The organism is Pseudomonas sp. IAC-BECa141, from assembly GCF_020544405.1.
Classification (GTDB): Bacteria; Pseudomonadota; Gammaproteobacteria; order Pseudomonadales; family Pseudomonadaceae; genus Aquipseudomonas.
The window spans coordinates 4467803-4484444 of sequence record NZ_CP065410.1 but is presented as its reverse complement, the minus strand read 5'-3'; the positions used below and the strand labels follow the sequence as shown (position 1 = coordinate 4484444).

Here is a 16642-nt window from a genome sequence, read left to right as displayed (position 1 = left end):
TTGGTCTGCCCTCGTGAAAGATTGGTGCCTGATGATCGACGAACGGTTCAGAAGGGCTGAGTGCTTTCGAGGCCGATCTCTTCCTTGAATTGCTCCATGAAACCCTTCAGGCGCTGATGACGGATTTGCGCCAGACGCTGACCGGCAGCGGTCTGGAAACCGTCGGCGAGGTGCAGCAGTTTGGTCTGGAAATGATCGAGGCAGAATCGCGTGTCGTCGTAGTCCCTTTCCCGAGCCTCGGGATCGTTCGGGTCGTACAGCGCGCTGCCCATACGCCCGGCGGTGTAGAAGGTGCGGGCAACGCCGAGCAGGCCAAGGGAGTCGAGACGATCGGCGTCCTGCATCAGTCGGGCTTCGAGGGTGAGCGGGGTGATGTTGGCGGAAAAACTGTGGGCTTCGATGGCGTGGATGATGGCGCTGATTTTGGCTTCGGGCCAGTTCAGGTTTGCCAATACCGTTGATGCTTTTTTCGCTGCCAGGCGTGAAGCCTGTGAACGTAGCGGCGAGTTCTTTTCCACCGCGACGCAATCATGCAGCAACACCGCCGCCAGCAGCACCTCAAGGTCGCCACCTTCCTCGGCCTGCAAAGTGCGCACGTTGTGCCAGACCCGTTGCAGGTGCGACAGGTCATGAGCGCCGTCCTCCGACGGTTCCAGCGCATGGGGTAGCAGTTCGGCGGCGAGTGAGGCCAGTGGTTCGAAAGCGATCGTGTTCATGCATGTCCTATAAAGCAAACAACAATCCTTGCGGGAGCGAGCTTGCTCCGGGCGGCGATCCGACGAAGACCTCGGCACAGGCAATACCTCCATCGACTGGCGGGACGCCTTCGCGAGCAAGCTCGCTCCCACACGGATCGCCGTGTTTCTGTGATTGAGTAGGGTAGTGTTTGGATTGCCATGTGACGAGCGCCGCGCGGCACCTTAGTATGGCGTTTTCCTTTTTCCGACAAGGCCCGTCCATGACGATCGAAATCCGCCCGGCGACCCCCAGCGATGCTCCGCAAATCCTCGCGTTCATCACCGAATTGGCAGACTTCGAAAAGGCCCGTCACGAAGTTATCGCCAGCGTCGCCGACATCGAGCGCAGTCTGTTCAGCGAAGGCGCCACCGCCCATGGCCTGATCTGCCTGCGCGATGGTCTGCCAATCGGTTTTGCGGTGTTCTTCTTCAGCTATTCGACCTGGCTGGGCAGCAACTGCCTGTACCTCGAAGACCTCTACATTACCCCGGAACAACGGGGCGGCGGCGCCGGCAAAACCCTGCTGCGCCATCTCGCGAAAATAGCCTGCGCCAACGACTGCGGCCGCTTCGAATGGAGCGTGCTGGACTGGAACACCCCGGCCATCGAATTCTACAAATCCCTCGGCGCCCAGCCGCAGGAAGAGTGGGTGCGTTACCGCATGGATGGCAAGGTATTGCGCGAGTTTGCCGAGGGCAACTGAGCCGCGCCAGGAATATCGCAGCCCGAGACGATTCCTGCAGGGAAATTGAATTTCTCTGTAGGCGCTGTTTCTGCCTGCGATATTTTTTTTGCCTCATCCCATAATGTGGGAATGATATTTATATATTGAGATTTTGTTGTGCCCGGGTTTATAGTCCAGCTCACTCACTGCCAATAACAAAACAGGTGAAGCGATGCTGGCGCAATTGATCGCGCTCGATTGGGGGACGACCTCACTACGTGCTTACAAACTTGGGGCGGGCGGGCAGGTGCTGGCGCAGCGGTCGCTGTCGTTCGGGATCATGCAGTTGCCGAAGACGCCGCGGGTCATCAACGGTCGTGAATGCGCCGAGGGTTTTGAACTGGCGTTCGACGAGGCATGCGGCGACTGGCTCGATGCGCAGCCCGGCTTGCCGGTGATTGCCTGCGGCATGGTCGGCAGCGCTCAGGGCTGGCGCGAAGCGTCCTACCGCGATACGCCGGCCAATGTGGCCGATCTCGGAAAATCCCTGCAAACCGTTCGCAGTCTTCGCGGTGTAAATGTGCATATCGTGCCGGGTGTGATTCAGCGCTCGGCACTGCCGAACGTGATGCGCGGCGAAGAAACCCAGGTCCTCGGCGTCCTGCAGAATCTGCCGCTCGAGGCGACCCATGATCTGCTGATCGGCCTGCCGGGCAGTCATTCAAAATGGGTGGAAGTGGCCGACGGCTGCATCACCCGTTTCGATACCTTCATGACCGGCGAAGTGTTCGCCGTGCTCAGCGAACACAGCATTCTCGGTCGTACCCAACAGCACAGCGCGACGTTCGACGCCGAGGCATTTGATCGCGGCGTGCAAGTGGCGTTGTCGGCAGAGGGCGAGACAGGCGTGCTGTCGACCCTGTTCAGCGCCCGCAGTCTGGGCCTGACCGGTGAACTCAGCGCCACCGCGCAACCGGATTATCTGTCCGGCCTGTTGATCGGCCATGAACTGTCGGCACTGGCCGCAGTGCAACGACGCCGGCGCAACAGCGCACATCTTCCTTCGATCATCCTCATCGGCAACGCGCAATTGTGCGCCCGTTACAGCCGGGCCCTCGACGCCTGTGGTTTCGCCCGGGTGACTCTGGCCGAGCAAGCCACCGAGCGTGGTCTGTGGCAACTGGCGCTCGCCGCCGGACTGATCGATTCCTCACCCCGTTAACCCTGACTGGAGGCCTGACATGCTCAAGCAAGCACTGGCGCAAAACGGTCTGATCGCGATCCTGCGCGGCCTGCATCCGCAGGAAGCCGCCGCTGTCGGAGAAGTCCTGTATGCCGCCGGATTTCGCGTCATCGAAGTACCGCTCAATTCCCCCGCGCCGTACGAAAGCATTCGCACCCTGCGCAAGACCCTGCCCGCCGATTGCCTGATCGGTGCCGGCACGGTGCTGACCCCGGAACAGGTCGAACGGGTGAAGGAGGCTGGCGGCCAGGTCATTGTCATGCCCCACAGCGATGCCAAGGTGTTGCGGGCTGCAAAAGCGGCGGGGCTGTACCTGTCGCCGGGTGTTGCCACACCGACTGAAGCCTTCGCGGCACTGGAGGAGGGCGCGGACATTCTCAAGCTGTTCCCGGCCGAGCAGATGGGACCTGCGGTGGTGAAAGCCTGGCTGGCGGTGTTGCCGGTCGGGACGATTCTGGCGCCGGTCGGCGGCATCACGCCGGACAACATGCAGGCGTTCATCGACGCTGGCGTCAAAGGCTTCGGCCTCGGCTCCGGGCTGTTCAAACCGGGCATGACGACTGAGCAAGTGGCGGCCAATGCCAAGGCCTACGTGGCGGCCTGGAAAGCCCTTCACTAAGACTTTTCCGGCGCTGCGTGCGCTGCATCCAACAAGAGAGACAAGAGATGAAAATCACCAAACTCACCACCTTCATCGTCCCGCCGCGCTGGTGCTTCCTCAAGGTCGAAACCGACGAGGGCGTGACAGGTTGGGGCGAGCCCGTGGTCGAGGGCCGCGCCCACACGGTCGCCGCAGCGGTTGAGGAATTGTCCGACTACCTGATCGGCAAAGACCCACGCAACATTGAAGACATCTGGACCGTGCTGTATCGCGGCGGCTTCTACCGGGGCGGCGCAATCCATATGAGCGCACTGGCCGGCATCGACCAGGCGCTTTGGGACATCAAGGGCAAGGCCCTCGGTGTGTCGGTCAGCGATCTGCTTGGCGGTCAGGTGCGGGACAAGATCCGCGTGTATTCGTGGATCGGCGGCGACCGTCCGGCGGACACCGCGCGGGCCGCGAAAGAGGCGGTGGGCCGTGGTTTCACGGCGGTGAAAATGAACGGCACCGAAGAACTGCAATTTCTCGATACCTTCGAGAAAGTCGATCTGGCGCTGGCCAACGTTGCCGCCGTGCGCGATGCGGTCGGGCCGAACGTCGGCATCGGCGTCGACTTCCATGGCCGGGTGCACAAACCCATGGCCAAGGTGCTGATGAAGGAGCTCGACCCGTACAAGCTGATGTTCATCGAAGAGCCGGTGCTCAGCGAAAACTACGAAGCGCTGAAAGAACTGGCACCGCTGACCAGCACCCCGATTGCCCTCGGCGAGCGGCTGTTTTCGCGCTGGGACTTTAAACGGGTGTTGAGCGAAGGTTACGTCGACATCATCCAGCCGGATGCGTCCCACGCCGGCGGCATCACCGAGACCCGCAAGATTGCCAACATGGCCGAAGCCTACGACGTGGCGCTGGCACTGCATTGCCCGCTGGGGCCGATCGCGCTGGCGGCGTGCCTGCAACTGGACGCCGCTTGTTACAACGCGTTTATCCAGGAGCAGAGCCTGGGCATCCATTACAACGAGAGCAATGACCTGCTCGATTATGTGAAGGATCCGCAGGTGTTCGACTACGACAAAGGCTTTGTGAAAATCCCGAACGGCCCGGGACTGGGGATCGAGATCAACGAGGAATACGTCATCGAACGCGCGGCGGTCGGCCACCGCTGGCGCAATCCGATCTGGCGTCATGCCGATGGCAGTTTTGCCGAGTGGTGAGTCGCTGATTCCCTTCTAAGCGATCGTTCCCACGCTCCGCGTGGGAATGCCTCAATGGACGCTCTGCGTCCGCTCTTGGGACGCAGAGCGTCCCGGGCTGCATTCCCACGCGGAGCGTGGGAACGATCTCGCCAACAACCCTCGACCTCAATAAACATAAGAAGAGGCGCTCCCCATGCAACCGCAAACCCTCACCGGGCAAGCGACGTTAGTCACGCCCAGCCGCAAACGATTTTTCATCATGGTGTTGCTGTTCATCACCGTGGTCATCAACTACCTCGACCGCAGCAACCTGTCGATTGCCGCCCCGGCACTGACGACGGATCTGGGCATCGACCCGGTGCACGTCGGGCTGATCTTCTCGGCGTTCGGCTGGACCTACGCCGCAATGCAGATCCCTGGCGGCTGGCTGGTGGACCGGGTGCCGCCGCGCATCCTTTATAGCGTCGCATTGCTGCTGTGGTCGCTGGCCACCGTGATGCTCGGTTTCGCCGCCAGTTTCATCGCGCTGTTTGTGCTGCGCATGGCGGTCGGTGCGCTGGAAGCGCCGGCCTATCCGATCAACAGCCGCGTGGTGACGACCTGGTTCCCCGAGCGTGAACGGGCTACGGCCATCGGTTTCTACACCTCCGGGCAGTTTGTCGGGCTGGCGTTTCTGACCCCGGTGCTGGCGTGGCTGCAACATGAATTTGGCTGGCACATGGTGTTTGTCGTGACCGGTGCGGTGGGCATCGTGTGGGCGGCGATCTGGTACGCGGTGTATCGCGAACCACGTGATTTCAAAGGTGCCAACCAAGGCGAAATCGACCTGATTCGCGAGGGCGGCGGCCTGGTGGATATCGCAGCCGAAACTGCCAAGGTGAAGGCGAAATTCAGCTGGACCGATCTCGGCATCGTCCTCAGCAAACGCAAGTTGTGGGGGATCTACCTCGGCCAGTTCTGCCTGAACTCGACGCTGTGGTTTTTCCTGACGTGGTTCCCGACCTATCTGGTGAAATATCGCGGCATGGACTTCATCAAGTCCGGCCTGCTGGCGTCGCTGCCGTTTCTCGCCGCGTTCATCGGCGTGCTGTGCTCCGGGTTCTTTTCCGACTTCCTGATTCGTCGTGGTTGCACCGTCGGGTTTGCGCGCAAGTTGCCGATCATTGGCGGGCTGCTGATTTCCACCTCGATCATCGGCGCCAACTTCGTTGAGTCGACGCCGCTGGTGATTGCCTTCCTGGCGTTGGCGTTTTTCGGCAACGGGCTGGCGTCGATCACCTGGTCGCTGGTCTCGACACTGGCACCGGCGCGCTTGCTGGGCTTGACCGGTGGGGTGTTCAATTTCATCGGCAATCTGTCGGCGATTGCCACGCCGATTGTCATCGGCTTCCTGGCCAGTGGTGATTCGTTCGCCCCGGCAATCACCTACATCGCGGTTCTGGCATTGATCGGTGCTTTGTCCTACGTGCTGCTGGTGGGCAAGGTCGAACGCATCGAGTTGTAGTCGGCTATGTCGGGCGACCATAATGCCGCCCGTTCCCTCGCTCAACGCTAAAGGCTGGATATGCAGGAAGACGCCCCAAAAACCGCCAAGGACGCCGCGCCGACCGGCACCCAGACCCTGCTTCGCGGGTTGGGTGTGGTGCAGGCCGTCGCCAGTGGCGCCCGCGATCTCAAAGAGATCGCCCGCCTGATCGGCACCACGCGCAGCACCACCCATCGTCTGGCCAGTTGTCTGGTGGACGAACGTTACCTGCGCGTCGTGCCGCAAGTCGGTTATCTGCTGGGGCCGAAATTGATTGAGCTGGGTTTCCAGGCGCGCGAAGAGTTACCGCTGGTGACGTTGGCCGGGCCTTACCTGGACGAGTTGTCGGCGCTGACCGGCGATACCGTTCACCTGGGAATCCGTGAAGGCGACGAGGTGCTTTATCTGCTGAAGAATCCGGGGCGCAACGGCCCGGAAATGCGCTCGCGGGTCGGCCATCGCATGCCGCTGGCGCGCACCGGAATCGGCAAGGCGCTGATGCTGGATGACGCACCGCAGGACTGGCAGCGTCTGTACGACATCAGCCTGCCGGCGGGTGGGAAAAGTCAGTTCTGGCCGCAGCACCCTCAGCAGTCGTGGGAGCAGCTGGAGCAGCGGATGACCGAATACGTGGCCGGCGGCTACGCGTTCGACCTGGAAGACAACGAACCGTCGATCCGTTGCGTGGCGGCGCCGATCCGCGACGCGAGCAAGCGCATCGTCGCGGCCATCAGCATCGCCAGCACCGTGCCGTACATGCCGCTGGAGAAAATGGCCGAGCTGATTCCCCTGATCAAAGGGGTCACGGCCCGGCTCTCGGCTGAACTTGGTTTAAAAGTGCAGGCTTGAAGGTTTAAAGCTTCAAGGTCGCCATGTCGATCACGAAGCGGTACTTCACATCACCGGCAATCATGCGGGCGTAAGCCTCGTTGATCTGGCGGATATCGAGCATTTCGATGTCGCAGCTGATGTTGTGCTCGGCGCAGAAATCCAGCACTTCCTGGGTTTCTGCGACGCCACCGATCAGCGAGCCGGCCAATACGCGACGGCCCAATACCAGTTTGGCGGCGTGGACCGGCGGATCGATCGGTTCGATCAGGCCCACCAGAATGTGCACGCCGTCGAAGCGCAGGGTATCGAGGTACGGGTTCAGATCGTGCTGCACCGGAATGGTGTCCAGCAGGAAATCGAATCGACCGGCCGCCGCTTTCATCTGTTCCTCGTCGGTTGAGACAATCACGTGATCGGCGCCCTGACGACGACCTTCCTCAGCCTTGCTTGCCGAACGGGTGAACAGCGTCACTTCAGCGCCCATGGCCTTGGCGAACTTGATGCCCATATGGCCGAGGCCGCCCATGCCGAGGATCCCGACCTTGTCGCCGGCCTTCACGCCATAGTGCTTGAGCGGCGAATAGGTGGTGATGCCGGCGCAGAGAATCGGCGCGGCGGCTGCCAGATCCAGCTTCTCGGGGATGCGCACCACAAAGTGCTCGCTGACCACGATGCTGTCCGAATAACCGCCCATGGTGTTGCTGCCATCGACCCGATCCGGGGTGGCATAAGTCATGGTCGGTCCTTCGAGGCAGTATTGCTCCAGGTTCGACTGGCAGGCTTCGCAGGTCCGGCAGGAGTCGACCATGCAGCCGACGCCGACCAGATCGCCTACCTTGTGCCTGGTGACATTCGCACCGACGGCGGTGACTTTTCCGACGATCTCGTGGCCGGGCATCAACGGGTAAACGGCGATGCCCCACTCGTTGCGCGCCTGATGGATGTCGGAGTGGCAGACGCCGCAGTACAGGATTTCGATGGCGACGTCGTCGGCCCGTGGGCTGCGGCGTTCGAACTTCATCGGGGCGAGGGGAGTGGTGGCCGTTTGAGCGGCGTAGCCAATGGCGGTGTACATGTGAAACCTCGCAAAAGCAGTGACAGGTGAGGCGGCGCATTCTGGGCGCCGCCCGGTCGTCCGGCCATGGCGATTCCTCCGGGTGTCATGCCTAATCCTCCGGCATGCGGGGTTGATCGGTCGCATTGGCAAAAGGATCTGCGATGATGCGTTCATCCCTTTTTCCGTGATTTTTCTGAAGAGCCGCCCGATGCAATTGACCCGCCACCTTGACGCCAACGCCACCCTGGTTTCGCTGATCGAACCGCTGGCGCTGCGCGATGGTTACAGCCAGACCGGGCTGCCGGGCGTGCAGGTGTTGCGCGCCAGTTGCGATGTCGCCCGTGGCCCGCATATTTATGAACCGAGCCTGATGATCATCGCCCAGGGCAGTAAGCTCGCGTATCTGGGGCCGCGCACCATGGAGTACGGCGCTGGGCATTATCTGATTCAGGCGTTGCCGGTGCCGTTCGAGTGCGAAACCTATGCGTTACCGGACGCACCGTTGCTTGGCGTATCGGTGGCGATCGACCGGGTGCTGCTCGGTGAACTGGTGCTGGCCATGGGGCTGGCGCCGGGACGGCATATTCCGGCGCAGACACCGGAATCGATGACCTCGGTGGTGCTCGACGATGACATGCGCGGTTGCGTCGAGCGCCTGCTGCGTTGTCTGCACGATCCGCTGGAGTGCCAGATTCTGGGGCCGGCGCGGGTGCGTGAATTGTTGTTCGTCGCGTTGCGCGGACCTCAGGCCGATGTGTTGCGGGCATTGGTGGAGCAGCAGGGGCAGTTTGCCCGTATCGCGGCTTCGATCAGCCATTTGCACTCGCACTACACCGAGCCCTTGAACGTCGAGACATTGGCCGGTTGCGCGAACATGAGCGTTTCGACCTTTCACGAACACTTCAAACGCAGCACGCTGCTGTCGCCGGTGCAGTACTTGAAGCGTTTACGTTTGTTGAAGGCGCAGACGTTGTTGATCGCCGAGGGGCTGGGGGTTGCACAGGTGGCGCATCGGGTGGGGTATCAGAGCACGTCGCAGTTCAGTCGCGAGTACAAACGTTATTTCGAACGCAGTCCGGGGGATGAACGCGCGGCGTGATCCTGTACAAATCGCGGGCAACAAAAAGGCCCCCGTTTCGGGAGCCTTGATGTCCAGCGGGTCGACTTACATGTTCGGGTAGGTCGGGCCGCCAGCGCCTTCCGGCGTCACCCAGGTGATGTTCTGCGAAGGGTCCTTGATGTCACAGGTCTTGCAGTGCACGCAGTTCTGGGCGTTGATCTGGAAGCGCTTCTCGCCGTCTTCCTTGGTGATCACTTCATAAACGCCGGCCGGGCAGTAGCGCTGCGCCGGTTCGTCGTACAGCGGCAGATTCTTGCTCAGCGGGATGCTCGGGTCGGTGAGCTTCAGGTGGCACGGTTGTTCTTCTTCATGGTTGGTACCGGAGATGAACACCGAGCTCAGCTTGTCGAAGCTGATCTTGCCGTCGGGTTTCGGGTAGTCGATCTTCTTGCAGTCGGCCGCGAGCTTGAGGCAGGCGTAGTCCGGCTTGGTGTCGTGCAGGGTGAACGGCAGTTTGCCGCCGAAGATGTTCTGGTCCAGCCAGTTGAAACCGCCGCCGACGATGGCGCCGAACTTGTGGATCGCCGGGCCGAAGTTGCGGCTGGCGAACAGTTCTTCGTAGAGCCAGCTCTTCTTGAACGCGTCGACGTAAGTGGTCAGCTCTTCGGTGCCGTCCTTTTCAGCGAACAACGCGTCGGCCACGGATTCAGCGGCGAGCATGCCGGACTTCATCGCGGTGTGGCTGCCCTTGATCTTGGCGAAGTTCAGGGTGCCGAGGTCGCAACCGATCAATGCGCCGCCCTTGAACACCATTTTCGGCAGCGAGTTCAGGCCGCCCTTGCAGATCGCACGTGCGCCATAGCTGATGCGCTTGCCGCCTTCCAGATATTGCTTCAGTACCGGGTGATGCTTGAGGCGCTGGAACTCGTCGAACGGCGACAGGTAGGTGTTGCTGTAGGAAAGATCGACGATCAGACCGACCACCACCTGGTTGTTTTCCAGGTGATAGAGGAAGGAACCGCCGGTGTTCTCGGTGCCCATGATGTCCATCGGCCAACCGGCGGTATGTACGACCAGGCCTGGCTGATGTTTGGCCGGGTCGATTTCCCAGATTTCTTTCAGGCCGATGCCGTAGTGCTGGGCGTCGGCGTCGCTGTCGAGGTTGTAGCGCTTGATCAGTTGCTTGCCGATGTGGCCACGGCAGCCTTCGGCGAACAGCGTGTATTTGCCACGCAGTTCCATGCCCGGGGTGTACAGGCCTTCTTTCGGATGACCTTCGCGGTCGACGCCGAGGTCACCGGTGATGATCCCGCGCACGATGCCGTTTTCATCGATCAGCGCTTCCTGAGCGGCGAAGCCCGGGTAGATTTCCACGCCCAGGTTTTCGGCCTGCTGAGCGAGCCAGCGGCAAAGGTTGCCGAGGGAAATAATGTAGTTGCCTTCGTTGTGCATGGTCTTGGGCACAAAGAAGTCAGGAATTTTCTGCGCGCTTTCGGCGTTTTTCAGCACGAAGATGTCATCGCGGGTGACTGGCGTGTTCAGCGGAGCGCCGAGTTCTTTCCAGTCCGGGAACAGTTCGTTCAGGGCCCGTGGTTCGAATACGGCGCCGGACAGGATGTGCGCGCCGACTTCCGAGCCTTTTTCGACCACGCAGACGCTGATTTCCTTACCGGCTTCGGCGGCCTTCTGCTTCAGACGGCAGGCGGCGGACAGGCCAGCGGGGCCGGCACCGACGATGACCACGTCGAATTCCATGTGTTCGCGTTCCACAGGCTATCTCCTACTCAAGGCTCAACAGTTTTTTTTCTAATTTGGAGGTTCGGTGTCGTATCCGTTATTGCCTTTACGTTAACGTCAAGGCTAATAATGGGCAAACCACCTTTCTCTCTAGGCGGCGCATTATATCTACACCACTCTTAGCGTCCAATACAAACGTTTGTTTGAATCGGCTCCAGGCCAGAGAAATCAAAGAAGCGCGGCTTATGACAGGGCATTTTGGCGTATTGACCAGAATGGGCGTTCCGGTCAAGATACGGGCGGTTTTGCGCTCGCCGTAGGCTGAATGGTGGTTTCAAGAGCACCTCTAAAGACAGGGCGTAGGCGGTAACCGGTGATGCGCAGCGCAGGTTTGGCGCGCAGTTTACACACCGCGGCGCGGCATGACTCGTCGGTCACGACTGACGAACGGTCATCCCGCTCAGCCGGCGTTTTTAGAGGTGCCCTTGTGCCCGATGAGCATCAACCGCCAGGTTCGCCTAGGCGACTTTCTTTTCACCGGAGAGTAACGAGGAATCCATGAAGGTTCTTGTAGCTGTCAAACGCGTTGTGGATTACAACGTCAAGGTTCGCGTCAAGGCGGACAATTCCGGCGTAGACCTCGCCAACGTCAAGATGTCGATGAACCCGTTCTGCGAAATCGCAGTGGAAGAAGCCGTACGCCTGAAAGAAAAAGGCGTTGCGACTGAAATCGTCGTCGTCTCCATCGGTCCGTCCACTGCTCAGGAACAGCTGCGTACCGCACTGGCTCTGGGTGCCGACCGCGCCATCCTCGTCGAATCCGCTGAAGACCTGACTTCCCTGGCCGTGGCCAAACTGCTCAAGGCCGTGGTCGACAAGGAACAGCCTCAGCTGGTGATCCTGGGCAAACAGGCCATCGACAGCGACAACAATCAGACCGGCCAGATGCTCGCTGCACTGAGCGGCTATGGTCAGGGCACTTTCGCCTCTAAAGTCGAAGTTTCCGGTGACACCGTCGCCGTGACCCGCGAAATCGACGGCGGCGCGCAGACCGTTTCCCTGAAACTGCCAGCGATCGTCACCACCGACCTGCGTTTGAACGAGCCGCGTTATGCGTCCCTGCCAAACATCATGAAAGCCAAGAAGAAGCCTCTCGAGACGCTGACTCCGGACGCTTTGGGCGTTTCCACCGCCTCCACCAACAAGACCCTGAAAGTCGAAGCGCCGGCTGCACGCAGCGCGGGCATCAAGGTCAAGTCGGTGGCTGAACTGGTCGAGAAACTGAAAAACGAAGCGAAGGTAATCTAATCATGACTATCTTGGTAATCGCCGAACACGACAACAAGGTGCTGGCCCCGGCCACTCTGAATACCGTTGCTGCCGCTGCCAAAATCGGTGGCGACATCCACGTTCTGGTTGCAGGCCAGGGCGCTGGCGCCGTGGCTGAAGCCGCTGCGAAAATCGCTGGCGTGAGCAAAGTCCTGAACGCTGACAATGCTGCCTACGCGCATCAGTTGCCGGAAAACGTCGCTCCGCTGGTAGCAGAGCTGGGCGCTGGCTACAGCCACATCCTGGCTGCTGCCACTTCCAACGGTAAAAACATCCTGCCGCGCGTTGCTGCACAGCTGGACGTTGACCAGATCTCCGAGATCATCTCGGTAGAAAGCGCTGACACCTTCCAGCGCCCGATCTACGCCGGTAACGCCATCGCTACCGTGCAATCGACCGCTGCGATCAAAGTGATCACCGTGCGTGCCACCGGTTTCGACCCGGTTGCCGCTGAAGGCGGTTCGGCTACTGTTGAAGCGGTTGCTGCTGCTCACAATGCCGGCACTTCCAGCTTTGTCAGCGAGGAACTGGCCAAGTCCGATCGTCCTGAGCTGACCGCTGCCAAGATCGTCGTTTCCGGCGGCCGCGGCATGCAGAACGGCGACAACTTCAAGCACCTGTACGCTCTGGCCGACAAGCTGGGCGCTGCCGTGGGTGCTTCCCGCGCCGCGGTCGACGCAGGTTTTGTACCGAACGACATGCAGGTCGGTCAGACCGGCAAGATCGTTGCGCCACAGTTGTACATCGCCGTCGGTATCTCCGGCGCGATCCAGCACCTGGCCGGCATGAAAGACTCCAAAGTGATCGTTGCGATCAACAAGGACGAAGAAGCACCGATCTTCCAGGTGGCCGATTACGGCCTGGTGGCGGATCTGTTCGAAGCCGTACCTGAGCTGGAGAAGCTGGTCTAATCCGGCTGCTTCACTTATAAAGAGCCCGACCTTTTGGTCGGGCTTTTTTTTGTCTCGGATTTGAGTGGGAGCGTTTCGCCATGGATCTGCATCGTCGGTTGGGCTGTTCGTGGTTGCTGGGGCTGGCATTGTTGCCGGGCCTGTCGGTGGCGGCGGGCAAGTGCGAGCGGCTCGTCGTGACCGGCAGCCCGGATGCACCGCCGTACCTCTGGCAGGATCCGCAGAATCCCAAACAACTGATCGGTGCCAGTGCCGACCTGTTGCAACAGGTGGCCAAGGATCTGGGCATCAAAGTCGAACTGCTGTATGCCGGCAAGCGTTCCCAGGCCCTCGACGAAGTGCGCAGCGGGCGCATGGACATGCTGGCCGACGCGCCGATGACCTTCAATGAGCTGGAAAATTTCGACTACATTCACCCGCCGTTGCTGGAAAACGATTACCTGGTATGGACGCGTAAAGGCTCGACGCTGGTTTACACCGAAGCCATTGATCTGCACGGGCATACCGGCGGCTTGTCGGAAAAGTCTCGAATGACTCCGGCATTCGGCACTTTCGCCGAGCAGCAATTGACCCTGAGCCGTACGGCAAACCTGACCCAGGCGTTTCAGAAACTTCTGCTGGGCGAGGTGGAATATGTACTGGCCGGTCGCTATTCGGGCATGGCGGCCGCGCAGGCACTGGGTATGGCCAATGATCTGCTGGCCTTTGAACAACCTATCGATCGGCCTGGTCTGTTCCTGGCGGTTTCGCACAACTCGGCCTGCAACGATCCGTGGTTGCGCGGACAGCTGGCCAAAAAGATGACAGAATTGCCCGCATCCGGCCTGACGGAAGCCGCGCTGCAACGCAACATCGAGCGCTGGAAGGCGCAGCAGCAACAGCCACCGCAAGCACCTGTCAGCGCCCCAAAACAGTAGGGATTCTTAGTGAGTAATCGACTTCTTTTCGCGGCCATGGCCGTTCTGGCCCTGGCCGGTTGCGCGAGCGATCCGGCACCCAACGAACAAATGCGCCTGACCGAGCAGGCCCTTGAGCAAGCCAAAGCCGTGGGCGCCACCGCCGAAGACGTGCCGGAAATGAAACTGGCAGAAGACAAGTTCAACCGGGCCAAAGGCAGTATGGCGGGTGAGTCTTACAAAAATGCGCGAATGCGATTCGAACAGGCCGAACTCGACGCACGTCTGGCGGAAGCCAAAGTGTTGACCCAGAAGAGCGAAGAGCATGTGAATGTGCTCAATACCCGCATCGTCCGACTGCGCAAGCAACTGGGGGATGCCCAATGAGCCCGAAGTCCAAAGCCATTGGCGCTCTGCTCCTTGCCGGTTGCGCCAGCCTTTACGGCTGCGCCGGTCAGCACAGCGAATCCGCATTGCAGCAGGCCAGCACCGATTTCCAGAAGGTCAAGGAGGATTCCAACGTGCTGCGCATCGCGCCGAAAGACGTGATTCGTGCCGGCGAGTCCCTGGCCCGTGCCGATCGACTGTCGACGTACTGGGGCAGCGGCTCGGACGTGGTGCATTACGCCTACCTGAGTCAGCGCTACAGCGAAATTGCCCGTGAGCACACCAATCATGTCCTCAACGAAGAGCGCGCAGCGAAGCTGGAACTGGAGCGCCAACGCCTGCAACTGGCACTGCGCGAGTCCAAACTGCTGAGCGTGCAACAGCAGGGTAAATGGCTGGAAGAGCAGATCGTTGCACTGGCCACTACCCAGACCGACCGTGGTCTGGTGATGACCCTGGGTGACGTGCTGTTCGACACCGGTGAAGCCGAACTGAAAAACTCGGCCAACCGCGTTGTGCTGAAAATCGTGCAGTTCCTGCAACTCAACCCGAAACGCGTGGTGCGTATCGAGGGTTACACCGACAGCACCGGTGGCAAACAGGAAAACCTCAAACTGTCCCGCGATCGCGCGCAGTCGGTAGCAGACGTGTTGACGGATCTGGGCATCGACGAAAAGCGTATTCAGGTCGAAGGTTACGGCGACGAATACCCGGTGGACGCCAACGCTTCCGAGCGCGGGCGTGCACAGAACCGTCGGGTGGAAATCGTGTTCTCCGACGAAAAAGGCCAGCTCGGCGCCGCCCGCTGAGGGTGGCGTTACTGGAAAGCCCGGGCTGTCAGGCAGCGCCGGGCTTTTTTACGTCTGTCGATTACCTCACAAAGCAGTACAGATTTCACCGACACTGCACTGTATGGTTGACTAATATGGCAACTGTCCCAGTACACTTCCAAACTGTTCCGGTATTGTTTCACACAAGAATAAAACGCCCGTGAAATCGAGTGCTGCGTCATGACCAATCTCTTGCTCTACCAACGTATTGCTCAACAGCTGGCCGAAGATATCCGCCGTGGCGTCTATCAACCGGGCGAGCGCGTGCCTTCGGTGCGCAAGATGAGTTCGCAGCTCAACGTCAGCCATGCCACGGTGCTGCAGGCTTACGCCAACCTCGAGGATCAGGGCCTGATCCGCGCGCGGCCGCAGTCCGGTTACTACGTGCACCAGACTCCCGCACTGACGGCGCCCACGCCGGACATCGCCCGGGTCGAACGGCCAGGCCTGGTCACCCGCAGCAGCATCATTCAGCAAGTATTGGTCGAATCACGTCGTGAAGGCGTGTTCCCGCTGGGAGCGGCGGTGCCGAGTGTCGATTACTTGCCAGTGCGTGCCCTGCATCAGCAACTGGCCAAGGTCACCCGGTTTCACAGCCCTCGGGCGTTCAGCTATATGTTCAGCCCCGGTTTCGAACCGTTGCGCCGGCAAGTGGCAATTCGCATGCGCGATGCAGGCGTGGTCGTTGACCCCTCGGAAGTAGTGATCACCCACGGCTGCGTCGACGCCTTGCAGATGTCGTTGCGGGTGCTGACCCGCCCCGGCGACCTGATCGCCGCCGAATCACCGACTTATTACGGACTGCTGCAACTGGCGGATCTGCTGGGCCTGAAAGTCATCGAGATCCCCAGCGACCCCGCCACCGGCATGAGCCTCGAAGCCCTGCAACTGGCGGCCAACCAATGGTCGATCAAGGCGCTGGTGCTGACCACGCGCCTGAGTAATCCGCTCGGCGGCACCATGCCAGAGGAGCGTCAAAAACAACTGCTGAGACTGGCTTCGGACTTCGATATCCAGATTGTCGAAGACGACATCTATGGCGAGTTGATGTTCGAGCAGGGCCGCACCAAGTCGCTCAAGGCCTACGACCGGCTCGATCGGGTGATCTATTGCTCGAGTTTTTCCAAGACGTTGTCCCCCGGTGTGCGCATCGGCTGGATGATCGCCGGCAAGTATCAGCAGGAAATCCAGCGCTTGCAGACCTTCAGCACCCATTCGGCGTGCAGTGTCACGCAAATGGCCATCGCGGCTTACCTGGAAAATGGCGGTTATGACCGGCATTTACGGTACATCCGCCAGGAATACCGAAAAAATCTCAGTGCGTTCCAGCTGGCGGTTCAGCAATACTTTCCCGAAGGCACACAGATGACCCGGCCGACCGGCGGATTCATTCTGTGGGTCAGTCTGCCGGGGCGGGTCAATACTCAGGAATTACACGTGCGGGCGCTGCAACAGGGCATCAGCATTGCGCCGGGCCTGATTTTCAGCAACACCGAGCAGTTTAACCACTGCATCCGGTTGAACTGCGGCATACCGTGGAATCGTGAAGCGGAACGGGCGCTGATGACCCTTGGCATGTTGGCGACCCAGCTCTGCCAGGAGATGGCCGGCGGATTTTGAAACAGTGGCGGAGCTTG

16 protein-coding genes are annotated in these 16642 nt (G+C 60.4%); 13 read left to right on the top strand and 3 right to left on the bottom strand.

Features of this window, described 5'->3' with window-relative positions; translation table 11 throughout:
- Positions 1-47: 47 nt before the first annotated feature.
- A complete protein-coding gene (locus tag I5961_RS20455) occupies positions 48-716 on the bottom strand; it encodes an HD domain-containing protein (RefSeq protein ID WP_227233207.1) in 669 nt (222 codons plus the stop codon).
- Positions 717-958: 242 nt separating this feature from the next.
- Here I5961_RS20455 and I5961_RS20450 point away from each other — a divergent pair, with 242 nt between their 5' ends.
- The 6 genes from I5961_RS20450 (at position 959) to I5961_RS20425 (ending at position 6816) form a co-directional block, all read left to right on the top strand.
- Complete coding sequence (locus I5961_RS20450; RefSeq protein WP_039770630.1) at positions 959-1441, top strand: GNAT family N-acetyltransferase; 483 nt, start codon at positions 959-961, stop codon at positions 1439-1441.
- A 193-nt stretch (positions 1442-1634) separates the two neighbouring features.
- Positions 1635-2624 carry a 2-dehydro-3-deoxygalactonokinase gene (locus I5961_RS20445; protein ID WP_227233205.1) on the top strand — a complete coding sequence of 330 codons (990 nt, stop codon included), beginning with the start codon at positions 1635-1637 and terminating at the stop codon, positions 2622-2624.
- Positions 2625-2643: 19 nt separating this feature from the next.
- The gene (locus tag I5961_RS20440; protein ID WP_085704706.1) at positions 2644-3264 is read left to right on the top strand and encodes a 2-dehydro-3-deoxy-6-phosphogalactonate aldolase; all 621 of its coding nucleotides are present in this window, start codon (positions 2644-2646) and stop codon (positions 3262-3264) included.
- Positions 3265-3311: 47 nt separating this feature from the next.
- Positions 3312-4460: a galactonate dehydratase gene (dgoD, locus tag I5961_RS20435; RefSeq protein WP_085704704.1), complete on the top strand. Its 1149-nt coding sequence runs from the start codon at positions 3312-3314 to the stop codon at positions 4458-4460.
- Positions 4461-4635: 175 nt separating this feature from the next.
- Positions 4636-5946 carry an MFS transporter gene (locus I5961_RS20430; protein WP_085696968.1) on the top strand — a complete coding sequence of 437 codons (1311 nt, stop codon included), beginning with the start codon at positions 4636-4638 and terminating at the stop codon, positions 5944-5946.
- A 60-nt stretch (positions 5947-6006) separates the two neighbouring features.
- The gene (locus I5961_RS20425) at positions 6007-6816 is read left to right on the top strand and encodes an IclR family transcriptional regulator (RefSeq protein ID WP_085704700.1); all 810 of its coding nucleotides are present in this window, start codon (positions 6007-6009) and stop codon (positions 6814-6816) included.
- Between the two features lie 4 nt (positions 6817-6820).
- Here the strand turns inward: I5961_RS20425 and I5961_RS20420 are convergent, their stop codons facing one another.
- On the bottom strand, positions 6821-7873 hold the full coding sequence (locus I5961_RS20420) for an NAD(P)-dependent alcohol dehydrogenase (RefSeq protein WP_085704698.1): 1053 nt from the start codon (positions 7871-7873) through the stop codon (positions 6821-6823).
- 190 nt (positions 7874-8063) lie between these two features.
- Between I5961_RS20420 and I5961_RS20415 the strand changes: the two genes are divergently transcribed.
- Positions 8064-8954 (top strand): AraC family transcriptional regulator, encoded by an 891-nt coding sequence (locus I5961_RS20415; RefSeq protein ID WP_085704809.1) that lies wholly within the window; start codon positions 8064-8066, stop codon positions 8952-8954.
- A 66-nt stretch (positions 8955-9020) separates the two neighbouring features.
- On the opposite strand, the gene I5961_RS20410 is transcribed toward I5961_RS20415, so the two are convergent.
- Complete coding sequence (locus tag I5961_RS20410; protein WP_085704696.1) at positions 9021-10685, bottom strand: electron transfer flavoprotein-ubiquinone oxidoreductase; 1665 nt, start codon at positions 10683-10685, stop codon at positions 9021-9023.
- Between the two features lie 525 nt (positions 10686-11210).
- Between I5961_RS20410 and I5961_RS20405 the strand changes: the two genes are divergently transcribed.
- From I5961_RS20405 to I5961_RS20380, 6 genes are all read left to right on the top strand, one after another.
- The gene (locus tag I5961_RS20405; RefSeq protein ID WP_085704694.1) at positions 11211-11960 is read left to right on the top strand and encodes an electron transfer flavoprotein subunit beta/FixA family protein; all 750 of its coding nucleotides are present in this window, start codon (positions 11211-11213) and stop codon (positions 11958-11960) included.
- A gap of 2 nt (positions 11961-11962) precedes the next feature.
- Positions 11963-12892 (top strand): electron transfer flavoprotein subunit alpha/FixB family protein, encoded by a 930-nt coding sequence (locus I5961_RS20400; protein ID WP_085704692.1) that lies wholly within the window; start codon positions 11963-11965, stop codon positions 12890-12892.
- Between the two features lie 80 nt (positions 12893-12972).
- Positions 12973-13809, top strand: coding sequence for a substrate-binding periplasmic protein (locus I5961_RS20395; RefSeq protein ID WP_085696962.1), 837 nt, complete (start codon positions 12973-12975; stop codon positions 13807-13809).
- 9 nt (positions 13810-13818) lie between these two features.
- Positions 13819-14175 carry a DUF4398 domain-containing protein gene (locus tag I5961_RS20390; protein ID WP_170929698.1) on the top strand — a complete coding sequence of 119 codons (357 nt, stop codon included), beginning with the start codon at positions 13819-13821 and terminating at the stop codon, positions 14173-14175.
- The gene (locus tag I5961_RS20385; RefSeq protein WP_085704690.1) at positions 14172-14984 is read left to right on the top strand and encodes an OmpA family protein; all 813 of its coding nucleotides are present in this window, start codon (positions 14172-14174) and stop codon (positions 14982-14984) included. Before I5961_RS20390 ends, I5961_RS20385 begins: the two co-directional genes overlap by 4 nt.
- A gap of 201 nt (positions 14985-15185) precedes the next feature.
- A complete protein-coding gene (locus I5961_RS20380; protein ID WP_007950868.1) occupies positions 15186-16625 on the top strand; it encodes a PLP-dependent aminotransferase family protein in 1440 nt (479 codons plus the stop codon).
- Positions 16626-16642 lie beyond the last annotated feature (17 nt).

What these genes read in the sequence shown, in the direction of transcription:
- I5961_RS20440 (WP_085704706.1), top strand. Translation starts at nt 2,644, where the DNA reads ATGCTCAAGCAAGCACTGGCGCAAAACGGTCTGATCGCGATCCTGCGC.
- I5961_RS20380 (WP_007950868.1), top strand. Translation starts at nt 15,186, where the DNA reads ATGACCAATCTCTTGCTCTACCAACGTATTGCTCAACAGCTGGCCGAA.
- dgoD (WP_085704704.1), top strand. Translation starts at nt 3,312, where the DNA reads ATGAAAATCACCAAACTCACCACCTTCATCGTCCCGCCGCGCTGGTGC.
- I5961_RS20425 (WP_085704700.1), top strand. Translation starts at nt 6,007, where the DNA reads ATGCAGGAAGACGCCCCAAAAACCGCCAAGGACGCCGCGCCGACCGGC.
- I5961_RS20415 (WP_085704809.1), top strand. Translation starts at nt 8,064, where the DNA reads ATGCAATTGACCCGCCACCTTGACGCCAACGCCACCCTGGTTTCGCTG.
- I5961_RS20405 (WP_085704694.1), top strand. Translation starts at nt 11,211, where the DNA reads ATGAAGGTTCTTGTAGCTGTCAAACGCGTTGTGGATTACAACGTCAAG.
- I5961_RS20420 (WP_085704698.1), bottom strand. Translation starts at nt 7,873, where the DNA reads ATGTACACCGCCATTGGCTACGCCGCTCAAACGGCCACCACTCCCCTC.
- I5961_RS20385 (WP_085704690.1), top strand. Translation starts at nt 14,172, where the DNA reads ATGAGCCCGAAGTCCAAAGCCATTGGCGCTCTGCTCCTTGCCGGTTGC.
- I5961_RS20395 (WP_085696962.1), top strand. Translation starts at nt 12,973, where the DNA reads ATGGATCTGCATCGTCGGTTGGGCTGTTCGTGGTTGCTGGGGCTGGCA.
- I5961_RS20430 (WP_085696968.1), top strand. Translation starts at nt 4,636, where the DNA reads ATGCAACCGCAAACCCTCACCGGGCAAGCGACGTTAGTCACGCCCAGC.
- I5961_RS20400 (WP_085704692.1), top strand. Translation starts at nt 11,963, where the DNA reads ATGACTATCTTGGTAATCGCCGAACACGACAACAAGGTGCTGGCCCCG.
- I5961_RS20455 (WP_227233207.1), bottom strand. Translation starts at nt 716, where the DNA reads ATGAACACGATCGCTTTCGAACCACTGGCCTCACTCGCCGCCGAACTG.
- I5961_RS20445 (WP_227233205.1), top strand. Translation starts at nt 1,635, where the DNA reads ATGCTGGCGCAATTGATCGCGCTCGATTGGGGGACGACCTCACTACGT.
- I5961_RS20450 (WP_039770630.1), top strand. Translation starts at nt 959, where the DNA reads ATGACGATCGAAATCCGCCCGGCGACCCCCAGCGATGCTCCGCAAATC.